The following is a 15,977-nucleotide window of genomic DNA, read 5'->3' on the forward strand; positions in this document are numbered from 1 at the left end:
GATCAGATCTTTTCGGGTGTGGTCATTTCGGTCATGACGCGTTCTATTTCTTTTCGCAGTTTTTCCATGTCAAACGGTTTGGCGATGTAGCCGTTCATCCCCGCTTCCATGAATCGGTCCTTGTCTCCTTTCATGGCGTGTGCCGTCAGCGCTATAATCGGTATGTCGATACCGAGATCCTGACGTATGGCGCGGGTGGTTTCCACACCATCCAATCCCGGCATTTGGATATCGGTGAGAAAGAGGTCAAAAGGTTCACACTTGAGTTTCTCCAAGGCCTTTTCACCACTGTCGACGCACAGTGGGACGTGTCCGAATTTTTTCAGAAGACGTTCCACGACGACTCGATTGACGCGCTCGTCTTCCGCCACCAATATGGACAATCCCTGTTTATGCAATCCGTTCAACTGGGCGGACGAGCATTGTGACGGTTCCGCAACCCGTTTGGCTTGAATGGTAAAGATGATCGTGGTGCCTTCATTCAAACGGCTTTCAACATACAGATTGCCGTTCATGAGCGAGACCAGTCGGTGCACGATGCCCAAACCGAGCCCTGTGCCTTGATATTTGCGTGTCGTGGATCCGTCTGCCTGGGTAAATGGGTCGAATACATCCGTGACTTTGTCGGCGGGAATTCCAATACCTGTGTCTGTTACCTGAAAAAAAATGCTGACGGTGTCATCCTTCGAGGTGGAATTCAGAGGGTAGGCCTCGACATGGATGGAGCCTTGGTCTGTGAATTTGGCAGCGTTGCCGACGAGATTGAACAAGATTTGTCGGAGTCGTCCTTTATCGGCCATGAAAAAACGAGGGAGGTCTGGATCAATGGTCCACACCATATTCAGGCCACGTTCTTCGACATCAAGTCGGAAGGTTCCGATTACCGAGTCGAGCATTTCACCCAGTTCAAATTCGCTTTCTTCTAGCTCCAGTTTACCGGATTCAACTTTGGATAAATCAAGAATATCATTGAGAATTTGTAGAAGGTTGCGACCTGAATTAAGTGCTGTATTCAGATAATCCTGCTGTGTTGTTTCCAGAGAGGTGAGTTGTAATAATTGCATCATGCCGAGCAGGCCGTTGAGCGGTGTTCTAATTTCGTGACTCATATTTGCCAGAAATTCGTTTTTTGACAGGCTGGCAGCTTGTGCTTCCACCATGGCGTGTTCCAGTTCTACGGCCATGGTTTTTAGTACAGTAATATCCGTACCCATGTGCATGTGTACCAATCGTCCACGCAACCATTCAATTGCGCTGTCATAATTGAGATACCATGTTTTGTGCTCTTCGCTGTATCGTTCAGAAACAAAGGTCCCCGCAGGCTTGCCGTTTTCGTCGATGATCTTGTCCTTGGCGCAGAGTTCACACTTTTTGTCGCGGCCGCGGACGTGTTGGTAACAGGAGGTGGTGGCGTCACACAAACCGAATCGGTCCCGCATGTGGGCGTTCATGAAGAGAATTTCGTTGGTTTCCAAGTCGGAAACATAAATATAGGCACTCATGCCGTCGAGAATGGTCAATAGTCTTTGATGGGCCTGTTTGACCTCTGTGATATCCGCAACCATGGCAAAAGCGCCCAGATGATCTCCGTCTTCCGAAGTCAAAGGTGATGCTGACACCAATCCCCAGACCACGTGACCGTCTTTGTGGACGAATTGTCGTTCATAGCGGTTGCGCTTGCCGTGTAGAACCTCTCCTGCGTGTTTTCTGAAGTCTTTCAGTTCCTGAGGCAGGAGGAATTGTGTGTATCTTCGTCCAATAACATCAACAGCGTCATAGCCGAGGAATTTTGCCATGATGTCATTGACATATGTAATGCGCCAGTCGGTATCCAATCCTACGATGCCTTCGTTGGCGGTTTCCACGATGAGGCGGTATTGTTCCTGGGTCTTTTTTCTGGCTTCCTCAGCGTATCGAGAGTCGGTGACGTCTCTGGCGTAGACCGCGATAGTGGTCACCTTGTTTCCATCGACCACTGGATAGATGACACTTTCCAGCATTCTGCCACCCCAGACAGTATCTTCTGACACCGGCCGTTCTGCTGTTTTGGCTTTGGTGAAGGCTTCTTTGACGGTATTCGCCAACATGTCCGGCATGAAATCGAAGATATTGCAGCCGATGGCCTGTTCCACAGAGCGGCCAAGAATACTTGCCAAAGTTTGATTTGCGGCTAAAATCGTGCCTTTTAGTTCAAATAGGCCGACCGGTTCCGTAATGGCGTCCAACAAGGCGCGAACAGAGTGTTGGCTTTTCTTGAGCCGTTCTTCCATTTTTTTTCGATCAGTAATATCACGCGATGAACCGACAGACCCGAGCCATGTGCCGGACGTATCCCACAGAGCCTTGATGACGGATTCGACCCAAACCGTGGCCCCGTCCTTACAAAAAAGTTCCAATTCTATTCGTGTAATTGTGACATCATCACCAAGAAGGGCTTTTTCGCGAGCCTCATCAAAGGCTACTTTGAGTCGGACTTTAGAATCAGAAGGCATGCCGTCTTCGCCATTTGTTCCGACTACTTCTTCCGGGGTGAACCCGCGCTGTCGTTTTACCGATGGGCTGACGTACGTATATATGAAATCAGGGCCCATTGCCCAAATGACGTCATCTGTATTTTCAGCCATGAACCGGTATCGCTCATATGATTTGGCCGCTTCGAATTCAGCTGATTTTTGGGCTGTGAGGTCGCGGACTGTTCCCCATGTCCCGCCTTTGATTTGACTATTGGGGCAGTCCCATAAATTGACCTGAACCTGAATACGGTGTCCATCCGCCCGTACTAATTCTTTTTCGAATTTAATATCGTTTTCTTCGCTACTCAAGATATTGCGGATGAATTCGGCTTCAGCTTCACGATTTTCAGGCGGAGCGAAATCCAGAGGAGTTTTGCCGATCAACTCTTCCGCAGGGTATCCGAGCATGGTGCAAAAAGCTGGGTTAACTTTGAGAATGACACCTTCGGGATTGGTATAAACGAGGCCATCGCTGCTGGATTCGAACAACGCTTTGAAGCATCCGTCAGTCAACTCAAAGTCTTTGATTTTTATTTGACTGGATTGTTCGTTGGTGGGCTGGCCTTGCAGCGTTGTTTTTTTGGTCATGGCCGTCTGTTTTCCCTTGGATGGTGCATCTTTTGTACGATAGGCGAGAAGTATACTTTTTTCATCACAAATACCAATTATTTTCCTTGTGACTTGATGCAAATGACGATGGCAGGTAGTATGTTCACAAACTGAAAATTCAGGGGGGGGAAAGAGATGAAGTCGGATCAATACATTTTGCTTGAAGATGAGTTTGGCGCGCAGAATTACAAGCCGCTTGATGTGGTCATTGAACGGGGCGAAGGTATCTGGGTCTGGGACGTGGACGGTAACAAGTACATGGATTGTCTTTCTGCCTATTCTGCTGTGAATCAAGGCCATTGCAATCCCAAGATTATGGGCGCCATGTTTGAGCAGGCCAAAAAACTCACTTTGACTTCCCGTGCTTTTCGCAATGACCAGCTCGGTCCTCTCTATAAAGAGCTGTGTGATTTGACCAATTCCCACAAGGTACTTCCCATGAATTCTGGAGCGGAAGCCGTTGAGACAGCCATCAAAGCCGTTCGCAAGTGGGGTTATCAGGTTAAGGGAGTTCCCGAAAATAAGGCAGAAATTATTGTTTGTCGGAATAATTTTCACGGGAGGACCATCACCATCATTTCCTTTTCTACCGACCCGATTTCCACCACGGGATTCGGCCCGTTCACGCCGGGTTTCAAGGTTGTCGATTTTGGAGATGCCGCCGCATTTGAAGCTGCCATCAACGACAACACTGTGGCCTTTCTTGTGGAACCCATTCAGGGCGAGGCTGGAGTCATCATCCCACCTGACGGGTATCTTAAGGATATTCGTCGTATCTGCGATGAAAAAAGCATCGTTCTCATTTTCGACGAGATTCAGACTGGTCTCGGCCGTACCGGTGCGCTTCTGGCCGAAGAGCATGAAGGTGTCGAAGCAGATCTTACTCTTATAGGCAAAGCCCTTTCTGGTGGATTTTATCCGGTTTCAGCGGTGCTTTCCAATACCGAAGTGCTCGGTGTGCTCAAGCCCGGCGAGCATGGTTCCACCTTTGGCGGCAATCCGCTCGCTTGTGCCGTAGCCCGGGCTGCACTCAAGGTGCTCGTCGAAGACAATCTCATCGAGAACGCCCAGAGAATGGGTGAGTATTTCATGGAAGGGCTGCGTAAAATCAAGAATTCCAAGATTAAGGAAGTGCGTGGGCGCGGTCTGCTCATTGGTGTTGAATTTCATGACAACGCAGGTGGTGCGCGCCAATATTGCGAAAAGCTTAAGGAAGTCGGATTACTCTGCAAGGAGACCCACGAAACCATTATTCGGTTCGCTCCGCCGCTTGTTATTACTAAAGCCGACATCAATTGGGCTCTTGAAAGAATCGTGCCCATTTTGAGTCAATAAAGCCTCCTACGGGCCTACCAGCGGTCGCTTCCCGCGGGGTCAGGATGCTGTCCTGGACCTGCCAGAGAACCTTTTGAAAAAGGTTCTCTGGACTCTCCAAAACTTTATATGTCGCCTTTGGCGAAGGAGTAATAAACAAAGTCCCTGATATATGTCAGGGACTTTTTTTATTTATTTTATCCCCGCGAAGCGGCATTAAAAAATTTAGGAAAAGGAAGGGATGGGGGGCTGGGGGCACTTACAACCCAAAAAAACGTCGAGCGTTGTCGCCGGTGATTTGCCAGATATCTTCGAGAGACCGACCTTTGATTTGGGCGATGCGTTGTGCTGTGAACGCGGCAAGAGCCGGATGATTTCGTTTGCCGCGCCATGGTTCAGGAGTGAGATATGGACAATCGGTTTCGATCATGAGTCGGTCAAAGGGGATTCGGGCAACGGCGGCTTGGGTCTCTTCAGATTTTTTACGATACGTCACGGGGCCGGGAATGGATATATACCAGCCGTTGTTGATGATTCTTTCGGCGAGATCGATACCTGCGCCGAAACAGTGCCAGAGGACGGGATAATCCTTGAGTCCCTGTTCTTCGAGAATGGCGAGGGTGTCGTCGTTGGCATCGCGCGAGTGAATGATTATTGGCAGGGATAACTCTCGGGCCAAGACTATTTGTTTGATGAACGCGGCTTTCTGGATATCGTGAGGCACTCGTTCCCAATAATAATCGAGTCCGATTTCACCTACGCCCTTGAGCCGTGGGTCGGCCTTGAAATGATCGCGCATGCGGTTGAGCACATCGTCGGTCAGGTCGTTGGCATTGTTTGGATGGATACCGAGTAGAAAGGAAATATGTGGGTGCTTGTCGAAGAGTGACCGATTCTTTTCGTAGGCATCGGGTCCGAGAAAGACGTTGATGATTTGGCTGAATCCCGAGGCTGTAGCACGGGCAATGAGTTCGTCTCGATCTTCGTCAAAGTCTTCAAGATCGAGATGCGCGTGAGAATCCACGCCCCCGGCAGAGAGTGCCAGGGATTCCGGTTCAGGGCGTTTTTTTTTGGACATGGTGTGTTTAGAGTGCGTCCCATGCGGTCAGGACAGCGAGTTTTTGTTCATCGGTACTGTATGCGTCGGCGGTTTCCTGACCCGATTCCAGGGCCGCTGCCATATAAAGGTTATTTTTTTTGACCATGGTGACGGCCTCTTCCAGACAGAGTGCGGCATCCAGGACATCGCCGTCCGCACACCATAAGCCGTTTCCGGCCCAGTCCACTTCGCGGAGTTTGATCCATGGAGTGTAGCGTGGTTCGGGTTGAATCTGGCGCATGTAATCCCATCCACCGAAACCTGTGAATCCAACAGGCAAACAGCCGCAGGCCATGGCCTCAAGAGGAGGGAGCGGACAGCCTTCGGGAAAGCCTGTTACGAGAAATATGTGTGCGGTCCGCAGGGCATCGGCCACCTGATGGGTGTCCATACCTTCGATGGGCAGCCAGTTTACGGCACTTGGTCCGACGCGGTGTTCGAAAATAGCTTTGATCTGTTGGGCCAGAGCTTTGTTTTTGCGTGGCATGTAGGCCACGGTAATACGGCCTGGTTTTTTAGCGTTTGATGTGTGGTAGATTGAGCGGTCGATGCCTGGTCGGATGATGGGGGCGTCTTTGAAGGTACTTTGTTTGACGAATTGGGAGACAGGGTCGGATACGGCGAGGAATTCCACGGGCAGATTGTGCCAATCAACACCCTCGGGCAATGCGGAAAACAAGTAGGCCCAGTTCTGCACATAGTTGACGCAGTGTGCGCCAGCTTCCATGCCGGGGGCCAACGCGTTGACCCAACCCTCTGGAACTAGCCAGAGAGAGTCTTTGGTCAGTCGCAGATCAGTCCATTCGATGATCGGAGCGGCATCAGCCAGTCCGTCGGGTCGCCAGCCACCTTTTTCGCGAGCCACAAGACAGACATCTCGGTTAGCCTGATGAAGAATGTCGGCAATCTGTCGTAAGACGGTGATGCCACCGGTTGGTTTGTTGACTGGAGGCAGAAAAATACATGTTTTCATGATGCTTTAATTGAAACCATAATCCGTCGGATTTGGCAAGGAAAGGGTGCGGGGCGGACGAGGAGAGGGAGGCCCGCCCCGCAGCAAGGGAAGGAGTTTTACGCTGAGTTGTGGGTATGTTTAACCCCTTGGCAGGGGCGGTGCTTTTCAGAGAGGTGTCGGATTTGTTGCGATAGAGCGACAAGGATTCTCGCCGAAGGCGCATCTTCCCAATAAAAAAGGCCGCTTCAAGCGGCCTCTCCTTGCCCTTCTCTAGGGCTTAAGCTGACTCAATAGCATCCCTGCCAACATCAACCCACAACCCATCAACGCCCGCAAACTCAACACTTCACCAAGCATCAAACACCCACCAATAACTCCAAATACCGCTTCAAGGCTGAGAAGGACGGCAGCATGGGCCGGTTGCGCATCGCGCTGCGCAATCACCTGCAAGGTATACGCAATACCCACGGACAGGAAACCACCGTAAGCAATCGCCGGGGCTGCGCCAATAAGGCCTGTCATGGTGATTTCTTCGGTGGCGACAGCGCCAATAAGACTCAGGACTGCGCAGGCCGAGAATTGTACAATGGACAGTTTGATGGCGTCCACCGCATCCAGACCGGGGGAAAGTTTACCCACGAGAAGCACGTGTCCTGCCCAAAACACTGCGCTGACAAGGACCAACATGTCACCAAAGGAGATGGCGAGATCGGAGGTGACTGACAGCAAGTACATGCCGACAACGGCCAATCCTGCGCCAACCCAGGTTCCCCATCCGGTTTTTTGGGCCAGAAAGAGACCGAATATTGGGACGAAAACGACGTATAGGCCGGTGATGAATCCCGCTTTGCCGGCTGTGGTAGCTTCGAAGCCAAACTTGGCAAGTTGGGGGCCGGCGAGTCCCATTTGTTGCAAGGAGGCTCCCACGAACAGTGCAATGCCGAGTAGTCCTCCTCCGATAAGCATTTTTTTTCTATCCACACCCGTTGTGTTGGAGGAGCGGTATTTCTGCATGTAGAGAATGAGTGGGACTAGAGCAAGTGCGCCCAGAGCAAATCGAATACCATTGAAGGTGAGCGGACCAACGTGGTCCATGCCCACGCGTTGCGCCACAAAGGCCAGCCCCCAGATGACGGCTGTGATGAAGAGCAAAATGTCGGCGCGAAGTGTACGAGAATTCAAGCGGTAATCTCCTTTGAAAAGATCACCTCATGTACTGCATTCGTTTACTGGCGGCAAGCGCACAGAGCGGGTATTACTCGGTGGAAGCTTCTTCCGCTTTCATCTTATCAACGGCGGCATTGGCTTTTTCCGCCAGTGATTTGATCATGTCCAGCAGATAGGGTTCAGCCTCGGGGGAGCCCTCGCGGGGAGCCCATTCCGGGATGTTTTTGTCGGAGTCCGGTTTATAAGGGCCGGTCTTGGTTTCGAATATCAAGGTGTCCGGTTTAAGCGGAATGAATGTGTGATAGACGTGCGGAGCTACGTCGATGCCGAAATTTTCCGTCCCGGGCTGAAGCAAAATGGTTTGTTCGACTTTTCCGTCATCACTGAATTGCACGTAAAGCATGGATCCGGCCATAACCAGAACGGTTTCGTCCTTGGGCGGGTCAAGATGCCGGTGGGGCATTACATATGTGCCCGGCTGCATGGCGTTGAACATGCGGTGAGCAAGTGCATCGTGGGATGTGTGCAGCTTTTGCAGCATCCGTTTGCGAGGAGCCTCCCTGGACTGGGCCAGCAAATCGCCGACCATGGTCAGGCTCAAGGGGGTGACATCGGTGTCGGGCGCATCCATAGCCACGGGAAGTTCGGTGGATTGTTGAGTCATGGGCAAGAGATATCCTGCCCATGAACTTTCGGCAAGTCGGCTAGTCGAGCTTTAACCCGAGAAGTGACAACTCTGAGTATGTCAGGTCGATATCACGGGGATGCACTCGTGAAGATTTGTAGAAGCGTGGCGACTTAATGATTTCCACTTCGGCTCCGGGACCGTCATCTTCCACAAACCGACGGTCAGCAGCCAGTACACATTCGTTGTCGGGGAGCAGGGCCTCCGCAATGTGCTGTGCCCGTTGGGTGAACAGTGTGGGATTGCTTCGATACAAAACATCGTAATAGACGCGATCTCCATGCTTCACTGTTCTGGAAAGAAGCAACAAGCATTGTGAACAACGGGTGGTTACCAATACTGGCATAACACGAAGGGGAACGTGGTCATCAAAGAAAGGCAAGTCTTGAGGGGCGGAGTGGGAACGAATTTTTCCGGGATCAACGATCAGTTCCAAGTTGTCATAGGGAACTTCGGTTTTGTGCCAGAGCAGTCGTTCTTCTTCAAGGACGTTCATGCCGAGAGACTTGAAGAAATCGATCCGTTTGGGAGAAAGGGAGAAAACAGTGTAGGTCGTTTCCGGGTCGGCCGTGGCCATTTCGAGCATTCTGCTCCCCAGGCCGTTTTTCCGGTATTCTTTGAGAATGTACCAAGATGTGAAGTTGGTAAATCGTTCCCAGCACCCGTCAATGATGCGGTGGGAACAGATGTGGCCGTGAAAGCCAACAATCTTTCCTTTGTCTTCGGCCACAATGCCGAAGTCCGGTTTTCCTGAACACCAACCATGGGTAAAGAGAGCTCGCCATCGCTTTGGGGGGAAGGCTGGGTTCATGTGTTTTGTCAGTAGGGCGCAGATGGCGTCAAAATCATTCGGTGTGGCTCGACGCAGTATGGCAGTCATGGAACTTCCTATTTTGGTTGCGGCCAAATATCAGCCGGAACAAGCCATGTAACGCCAGTGTGCGCGGTGGTCAAGGCGAAGATGTCTTCAATAAATTGCCAAGCATCCCGGTCCATTTCAAGATGATGTGTGAGCAGGCATGTTGGTTCGCTTTTGTCTGCAACGCCGGTTCGTTTCTCTTTCAGGTGGTTGACCAGAGAGTGAATGCATTTTTCCTGTCCAGCGAATCGAGCTTCTTTCTTTTTCCAGCTCAGGACATCGCAATGGGCATCGGCTACACGCAGATCGTTTGGCGGTACGGGGCGATTTTTTTTGTAGCTGGCGGACAGACCGCGAAAGCCCATGACAGGCAGGTAAAAAAGAAGTTCGGGGTCAATGCGGTTCCACGGTGGTACCAAAACAGGAACAAATCGGGTTTTGAAAAGTTGGCTGAGTTTGAGCATTCCGTCACGTAACTCGTCGAGCACAACGGATTTAGGCCTGTGTAATCCCAATTCCCAGGCACCTATGCCGGAGCCGGACGGAGCGTGGTTTGTATGGGCATAGCCGTGTTGAAGAATCCAGAGATGCGACGCACCAGATACGGTTTTGCGCATAGGTTCACCGGTTTTGGCCGGGACTGTCGCCAGTCCGCACGGCACGTCATACCGGTCGCTGATACGGATGAGCTGGTCCAGTTCCACTGTGGGTTCTGCTGCATCATCATCTCGCCACCAGAGTTCGGCCATCATATCGGCGCGCTTCCAGGCGTTGAGTTCCTGCAAAAGTGTGTTCATATTATCATGGGTCATATTCTCCTTTTGTATCAAAGGTTCTCCACAAAAGCCAATGGCTCCTCTGGCGTTTTCGCGCAATCCGTGGCAGGACCATGCTCGGAGGCCACAATTGACATGAATGTACCCCGTAACAGCATTATTTGGAATATGACGCGGAAGTGTAATTTCCGTTGTGAATATTGTTATTTCCCCCACGACAACACTCCGGTAACAGAGACATTGTCTGCCGAGCGCATCAAGGATTTTCTCGATAATACCGGGGAAATCTGGAAGGTGGGGCTGACCGGTGGTGAGCCTTTTATCTATCCGAATTTTGTGGATGTGTGTGAGGTCTTGACGTCTTCACACATCATTGGTGTGGATACCAATCTGTCCGTATCCTCCAAGGTCAAAGAGTTTGCTGAGCGCATTGACCCAAACCGGGTGCACAATCTGTATGTGGCTTTGCATATTGAGGAGCGGGAACGGATTAAGGGCGTGGATGCCTTTATCCGAAATGCACAGCTTCTCATGGACAAGGGTTTCGAGATTATCGTCAACTATGTGGTCCATCCAACGCTGGAAGGCCGTTTTCAGGCTGACCGGGAGTTTTATGCCAGCCACGGCATCACCATCACGCCCCGTCCGTTCAAGGGTGAGCATGATGGGCGACGGTATCCCGAAGCCTATGGTGATCGGGCTCAGGTCATTTTTGGCGATCACCCCGAGCAGGGCAAGAAGGTCGCCTTCAATTTTTATGGTGTTCCCTGTTCCGCAGGGCGGACCCTGTTGCGTATGGAACCGGATGGAACCATCTTTCGGTGCCCCGGAGACAAGACCGTACTCGGCAATGTCATGGATGAAGTTACGCTGTATGAAGGGCATGAGCCGTGCATCAAGAAACGGTGTCCCTGTCGCGGACTGGATCATGTGCAGTTGACCGATTTTGAAGCGCATATGGTGGACGGTGTTCAGTACGCCGTGGTGGCTGATAACGAACAGTCCAGGTTTGCATTTGAGCAGGCTACGGCGTTGGTTCCCAATGATCCGTGTGCAGAGAACAATCTTGGTGTGCTGGCGTGGCGTCGGGACGATCGAGAGGATGCCCTTCTTCATTTTGAGAATGCACTCAAGAGCGTGCCGGACAACACGCTTTATGGCCGTAATCGCGATGGGGCACAGGCTGCACAGGCTGACTTTGATCCGCAGATATGTCTGGATGTGAATTCTGATCTGATAAAGTAGAGGTGGCGTCATACTCGAATCTCGGGTAAGGGTCGCAATGTTGGCTTTTCTGGACAGAATGAACTCAAGACGGTAACGTCGCACCGTTGCCGAAATAGGATGATATTCGGCGTTTTTTATTGCCGCAGATAAACGATATGGAATCGAAAGCATATAATATACTGATGTATTCCCATGACACTTATGGTCTGGGACATATCCGACGCACCATGGCTATTGCCAGGAATCTGGTGGCGCAGGATGTGAACATTCTCATTGTTACCGGTTCCCCCATCGTCGGGCGGTATACCATGCCCAAGGGTATTGATTTTGTCCGTATGCCAGGCATGATCAAGAAAACCAACGCCATTTACGTTCCTCATTCCATTAAGGTTGATCCCAAGATCGCCATTTCCATTCGCAAAAATATTATTTCTGCCACTGCCAAGGCATTTAAGCCGGATCTTTTTGTCGTGGATAAAGTACCTACCGGCCTCAAGGGCGAGGTCCTGCCCACCTTGAAGTGGATCAAGAAGAACCTGCCGTGTACCCGCGTGGTACTTGGTTTACGTGATATTCTGGATGATGCCGAATCCACTCGTGCGGATTGGAAACGTAAGCAATTTCCTGAAGTTTTGCGCGATCTTTATTCCGAGATCTGGGTGTATGGCTATAAAGCCATGTATGACCCGATCACTGAATATGCCTTTCCTGATGACATTGCGGAAAAGACTGTTTTTACAGGTTACATTCCGCGAAAAGTTCCGCGTACCCGCAAGGTCAGGCGTAAGCATAAGCAGGTTGTTGTCACCATCGGCGGTGGCGGTGACGGTTACAACGTGCTGGATACCTATCTCAAGATGCTTGAGACCAATGGTACCGTTGATTTCAAGACGCTCATGATTACTGGCCCGTTTCTTTCGCCAGAGCGGTTGGACGAATTGGCCGACCGCGCCCGTGCTCTCAAGGTTCAGATTAAGCCGTTCGTACGGAACATGGAAAAACGTATGGCCAAGGCCGATCTGGTGGTTTCGATGGGTGGCTACAACACCATGTGCGAAATTTTGTCCCTGAAAAAGCCGGCTTTGATTATCCCCCGTGACAATCCACGCCAGGAACAGCTCATCCGCGCCAAGGTTTTCAAAAAGCGTGGGCTGTGCGATTTTATCAAGTGGGGCGAAGTCACGCCTGAAACCATGCGGAAAAAGATCAATGGCCTGTTGGAAAACCCGACCCCCTACACAGCTGAACTTGAGACCTTTGCCATGACCGGTCTGGAAGTCATGCGTGAACGGCTTGAATATTTTCGAGAGCATTGCTTCTCTGAAGAAGTGTCCGAAGAAAACAGCGAAAGAGACTCCTCATAATGACGACCGAATCCAAAAAGAAAACCCTTGGCATGGTGCTCAAGGGGTATCCGCGCATTTCCGAGACATTTATTTCCAACGAAATTCGTTTGCTTGAAGAGATGGGATTCAACATCCATATTTACTCCATGCGCGCTCCCCGTGAAAATTTTTCTCACAAGTCCATCAAGGATATTAAGGCTAAAGTTACGTATCTGCCGTCTTCCATGGTCTGGGGGTTTCCGGCCTTCCTCTGGTACAACATTCGCCTCTTTTGCAAGATGCCCAAGCGGTACATGGAATGTCTTAAGCTTATGAAGTCCCGTTTTGCGTTGGCTCCCAAAAAGTATACTTGGGTCAAGCACATGCTTCAGGCCGGGTACATCATGCAGAAATCCGTGCTCGACGATGGTGTTGATCTGGCCCATATGCACGGTCATTTTGCGCATACGCCGACAACTGTTACCATGTACGCTGCTTTTCTTGCCGATATCCCGTTTTCCTTCACTGCCCATGCCAAGGATATTTATACTCAGGACCCGCGTCGTATTCAGGATAAAGTTGATCGGGCCAAGTTCGTGGTCACCTGTACAAAATACAATGCCAACCATCTTGAAAAAACAGTGGGCGGAAAGAAGCCTATCCATTGTGTGTATCACGGTATTAATCTTGACCTGTTTTCACCCAATGGGCGTGGAATCAAAGCCAAGACGCCGTATCATATTTTGACGGTCGCTCGTTTTGTGGAAAAGAAAGGGCTGGACACCGTGCTTATGGCCCTCGCCAAGCTGCGGAGCGAAGGGCTTGATTTTCGCTACACTCTTGTGGGCGAGGGTAAGGCTAAATTCAATCGCAAGATCGAAAAGCTTATTCAGGATCTTGGTCTCAATGATGTGACCACATTGACCGGCACTATTACTCACGATGACGTTATCGAGTTGCTCGGTTCGTCCGATTGTTTCACCTTGGGGTGTCGTGAAGCCAAGGACGGAGATCGGGACGGCATCCCCAATGTGGTGGCCGAATCCATGGCAACGGGTGTGCCTGTCACTGCCACGGATGTGTCCGGTGTTCCCGAATTGGTGGTCCACGAAGAAACCGGCCTGCTTTGTCCATCCAACGATGTAGATGCTTTGGCCGACATCATTCGTCGGTCCCTCACTGACGACGAGTTGCGCGCCCGGATAATTCCCGCTGCCAACGAGACTGTGCACGAACTTTTCAATAACAAGAAGCTCATCAACACGTTGGGCGAAATATACAAGTCGCACGGCGTTCCCTGTTCCAAATAAGAAGAGTGCCTGCCGGCGGCCTCCTTCGGAGAGACAAGGGCGCTGCCCTTGACCCGCCAAAGGGCGAACCCCTTTGGAATCCCATGTCGCCTTCGGCGAAGTATGTAACTGTTATGGTTACTATTTGAGTTAAAGAAATGATTTATGCGGCGCATCATGTTTTTAAGCATGGTGCGCTTTTTTTTGTGCTTGATGGATTGCCTTTCGCCGAAGGCGGCACAAAAAGTTTAGGAAGGAGAGAGGGATAGGGGGTCTGGGGGAAAGGGAGAGAGGGAAGCCCTTTTCAAAGGGTTCCTTCTCTCCCTTTCCCCCAGCCGCCGGAGGCATCTTCTATCCCTTACTCTGTCCCAACATGAAAATGCCGAAGGTGGCAAAGAGGTTGGGCAGGAAGGTAATGACTCGACCTTTTTCATCGTGATGATAGGTGGAAATGGCAACTTCCTTGACGATAGGCACATTCATGCCCTCGCAGAACCGGAGAAAGTCGGTGATAGGTATGACCCGAATGTTAGGGGTGTTGTACCACTCGTAGGGGAGCTCCTTGGACATGGGCGCACGTCCTGTGAAGAACATCTGAAGCCGGTTCTTGTAGTGGGTGAAATTGGGGAACGAGACGATTCCGAGCTTGCCGACCCGAAGCATGTCCCGGATACAGGTTTCGGGATCGGATACCTGCATGAGCGCTTGGGATAAAATGACGTAGTCGAAGGCATTGTCGGGGTAATCTTCGAGTTCTTCGTAGATGTCGCCGTGAATGACGGATAGCCCCTTGGAAATGGCTTGGCCTGCAGCATCTTCGTCGATTTCTATACCCGTGCCGATGATGTGTTTTTCTTGCGTGAGGTAACTGAGCAGAGAGCCGGTTCTGCAACCGAGGTCGAGAACTTTGCTGCCCGGTTTTATCCATGACGCAATGACTTGAAGATCAAAACGCATTATTTGTCCCCCGTGATTTCGTTGCTGACCCGATTGAGAAAGCCGGAGAGCAGCCCGTTGAGGCGATCATTGGGCAACAGAAATGCATCGTGACCCCATGGCGCCTCGATTTCGCAGAAACTGACATCCAGCCCGTTTTTTTTCATGGCTTTGACCATGGCCTTGGATTGGTAGGTCGGATAGAGCCAGTCCGATGTGAATGAGATAACCAGATAGCGGCATGATGCGCGGGAAAATGCTGAGACGAGAGACCCTTCGCCGTGCTGGTTTTCCAAATTGAAATAGTCGGCGGCCTTGGTCAGATAGAGGAAAGAATTGGCGTCGAATCGATCAACAAATTTATTGCCTTGATAACGCAAATAGCTTTCGACCTGAAAATCGGCCTCGAAATCAAAGGAAAGTTCGACGCGATCCTGAAGTCGGCGGTCGAATTTGTGGCGCATGGATTCATCGGACAGATAGGTGATGTGTCCGACCATGCGGGCCACGGCCAGCCCATGCTCGGGGCGGCCAGTCTCGTAATAATCGCCCTTGTTCCATGTGGGGTCGGCCATGATGGCTTGCCGCGCGACTTCGTTGAAGGCGATGGCTTGGGCCGAGTGCTTGGTGGTGGTGGCGAGTGGCAGGGCAGCGCGGACTCGATCGGGATACCGTACAGACCATTCAAGGACTTGCATGCCGCCGACGGAACCGCCTGCAACGGCCAAAAGTGTGTCGATGCCGAGGTGATCGACAAGCCGACGCTGGCAGCGCACCATGTCGCCGATAGTTACCACCGGGAAAGAGGTTCCGTATGGGTGGTTGGTTTCCGGGTTGCGTGTCATTGGTCCGGTGGACCCCATGCACCCGCCAATGGTGTTGGAACAAATGATGAAATATTTGTCCGTGTCGATGGGCTTGCCCGGTCCGACCATGAGATCCCACCAACCTGGCTTGGGATCTTCTTCATTGTAATATCCGGCAACATGGGAGTCACCGGTCAGGGCGTGACAAACGAGGATGGCGTTGGACTTGTCCTCGTTCAGCGTGCCGCAGGTCTCATAGGCCAGTGTTACCGATGGAAGAGTGCGGCCTGAATCCAGAGTCAGTCCAGAACCGCCTTCGTCAAACGTGAAGGTTTCTTTCTTGACCAGTCCCACGGATGGCCCGTCAGCATTGTGTTCAATATATTCGCTCATGTCGTGAAAGTACGGCAGAGCGGT

At 51.2% G+C, this 15,977-nt stretch carries 13 protein-coding genes; 4 read left to right on the forward strand and 9 right to left on the reverse strand.

Annotation, left to right across the window (positions count from 1 at the left end):
• Positions 1 to 2: 2 nt before the first annotated feature.
• Positions 3 to 3,101: a PAS domain-containing hybrid sensor histidine kinase/response regulator gene (locus SYK_RS12650; protein ID WP_281760633.1), complete on the reverse strand. Its 3,099-nt coding sequence runs from the start codon at positions 3,099 to 3,101 to the stop codon at positions 3 to 5.
• Positions 3,102 to 3,257: 156 nt separating this feature from the next.
• On the opposite strand from SYK_RS12650, the gene rocD reads away from it, so the two are divergent.
• On the forward strand, positions 3,258 to 4,457 hold the full coding sequence (gene rocD / locus SYK_RS12655) for an ornithine--oxo-acid transaminase (RefSeq protein ID WP_281760634.1): 1,200 nt from the start codon (positions 3,258 to 3,260) through the stop codon (positions 4,455 to 4,457).
• Between the two features lie 238 nt (positions 4,458 to 4,695).
• On the opposite strand, the gene SYK_RS12660 is transcribed toward rocD, so the two are convergent.
• The 6 genes from SYK_RS12660 to SYK_RS12685 form a co-directional block, all read right to left on the reverse strand.
• Positions 4,696 to 5,514: a TatD family hydrolase gene (locus SYK_RS12660; RefSeq protein ID WP_281760635.1), complete on the reverse strand. Its 819-nt coding sequence runs from the start codon at positions 5,512 to 5,514 to the stop codon at positions 4,696 to 4,698.
• A gap of 7 nt (positions 5,515 to 5,521) precedes the next feature.
• Positions 5,522 to 6,508, reverse strand: coding sequence for a glycosyltransferase family protein (locus SYK_RS12665; RefSeq protein ID WP_281760636.1), 987 nt, complete (start codon positions 6,506 to 6,508; stop codon positions 5,522 to 5,524).
• A gap of 252 nt (positions 6,509 to 6,760) precedes the next feature.
• Positions 6,761 to 7,672: a DMT family transporter gene (locus SYK_RS12670; protein WP_281760637.1), complete on the reverse strand. Its 912-nt coding sequence runs from the start codon at positions 7,670 to 7,672 to the stop codon at positions 6,761 to 6,763.
• A 73-nt stretch (positions 7,673 to 7,745) separates the two neighbouring features.
• Complete coding sequence (locus SYK_RS12675) at positions 7,746 to 8,321, reverse strand: WbuC family cupin fold metalloprotein (protein ID WP_281760638.1); 576 nt, start codon at positions 8,319 to 8,321, stop codon at positions 7,746 to 7,748.
• Between the two features lie 40 nt (positions 8,322 to 8,361).
• Positions 8,362 to 9,222, reverse strand: a complete 861-nt coding sequence (locus SYK_RS12680) for a GNAT family N-acetyltransferase (RefSeq protein WP_281760639.1) — start codon at positions 9,220 to 9,222, stop codon at positions 8,362 to 8,364.
• Positions 9,223 to 9,230: 8 nt separating this feature from the next.
• The gene (locus tag SYK_RS12685; RefSeq protein ID WP_281760640.1) at positions 9,231 to 10,013 is read right to left on the reverse strand and encodes a polysaccharide deacetylase family protein; all 783 of its coding nucleotides are present in this window, start codon (positions 10,011 to 10,013) and stop codon (positions 9,231 to 9,233) included.
• Between the two features lie 132 nt (positions 10,014 to 10,145).
• Here SYK_RS12685 and SYK_RS12690 point away from each other — a divergent pair, with 132 nt between their 5' ends.
• The 3 genes from SYK_RS12690 to SYK_RS12700 all read left to right on the forward strand — a co-directional run bounded on the left by SYK_RS12690 (position 10,146) and on the right by SYK_RS12700 (position 13,839).
• Positions 10,146 to 11,222 carry a radical SAM protein gene (locus SYK_RS12690; protein WP_281760641.1) on the forward strand — a complete coding sequence of 359 codons (1,077 nt, stop codon included), beginning with the start codon at positions 10,146 to 10,148 and terminating at the stop codon, positions 11,220 to 11,222.
• 137 nt (positions 11,223 to 11,359) lie between these two features.
• Entirely contained in the window at positions 11,360 to 12,568 is a 1,209-nt protein-coding gene (locus SYK_RS12695) for a glycosyltransferase family protein (protein WP_281760642.1), read from the forward strand.
• Positions 12,568 to 13,839 (forward strand): glycosyltransferase family 4 protein, encoded by a 1,272-nt coding sequence (locus SYK_RS12700; protein WP_281760643.1) that lies wholly within the window; start codon positions 12,568 to 12,570, stop codon positions 13,837 to 13,839. Before SYK_RS12695 ends, SYK_RS12700 begins: the two co-directional genes overlap by 1 nt.
• A 330-nt stretch (positions 13,840 to 14,169) precedes the next feature.
• On the opposite strand, the gene metW is transcribed toward SYK_RS12700, so the two are convergent.
• Both metW and metX read right to left on the reverse strand, forming a co-directional pair.
• Entirely contained in the window at positions 14,170 to 14,775 is a 606-nt protein-coding gene (gene metW / locus SYK_RS12705) for a methionine biosynthesis protein MetW (protein WP_281760644.1), read from the reverse strand.
• Positions 14,775 to 15,953: a homoserine O-acetyltransferase MetX gene (gene metX / locus SYK_RS12710; protein WP_281760645.1), complete on the reverse strand. Its 1,179-nt coding sequence runs from the start codon at positions 15,951 to 15,953 to the stop codon at positions 14,775 to 14,777. The genes metW and metX overlap by 1 nt, the downstream gene beginning before the upstream one ends.
• Between the last annotated feature and the right edge of the window lie 24 nt (positions 15,954 to 15,977).

This window comes from Pseudodesulfovibrio nedwellii (assembly GCF_027923765.1).
Lineage (GTDB): Bacteria > Desulfobacterota > Desulfovibrionia > Desulfovibrionales > Desulfovibrionaceae > Pseudodesulfovibrio > Pseudodesulfovibrio nedwellii.

Coding starts and splice junctions, on each gene's coding strand:
- SYK_RS12650 (WP_281760633.1), bottom strand. CDS start 3,101: ATGACCAAAAAAACAACGCTGCAAGGCCAGCCCACCAACGAACAATCC.
- rocD (WP_281760634.1), top strand. CDS start 3,258: ATGAAGTCGGATCAATACATTTTGCTTGAAGATGAGTTTGGCGCGCAG.
- SYK_RS12660 (WP_281760635.1), bottom strand. CDS start 5,514: ATGTCCAAAAAAAAACGCCCTGAACCGGAATCCCTGGCACTCTCTGCC.
- SYK_RS12665 (WP_281760636.1), bottom strand. CDS start 6,508: ATGAAAACATGTATTTTTCTGCCTCCAGTCAACAAACCAACCGGTGGC.
- SYK_RS12675 (WP_281760638.1), bottom strand. CDS start 8,321: ATGACTCAACAATCCACCGAACTTCCCGTGGCTATGGATGCGCCCGAC.
- SYK_RS12680 (WP_281760639.1), bottom strand. CDS start 9,222: ATGACTGCCATACTGCGTCGAGCCACACCGAATGATTTTGACGCCATC.
- SYK_RS12685 (WP_281760640.1), bottom strand. CDS start 10,013: ATGACCCATGATAATATGAACACACTTTTGCAGGAACTCAACGCCTGG.
- SYK_RS12690 (WP_281760641.1), top strand. CDS start 10,146: ATGACGCGGAAGTGTAATTTCCGTTGTGAATATTGTTATTTCCCCCAC.
- SYK_RS12695 (WP_281760642.1), top strand. CDS start 11,360: ATGGAATCGAAAGCATATAATATACTGATGTATTCCCATGACACTTAT.
- SYK_RS12700 (WP_281760643.1), top strand. CDS start 12,568: ATGACGACCGAATCCAAAAAGAAAACCCTTGGCATGGTGCTCAAGGGG.
- metW (WP_281760644.1), bottom strand. CDS start 14,775: ATGCGTTTTGATCTTCAAGTCATTGCGTCATGGATAAAACCGGGCAGC.
- metX (WP_281760645.1), bottom strand. CDS start 15,953: ATGAGCGAATATATTGAACACAATGCTGACGGGCCATCCGTGGGACTG.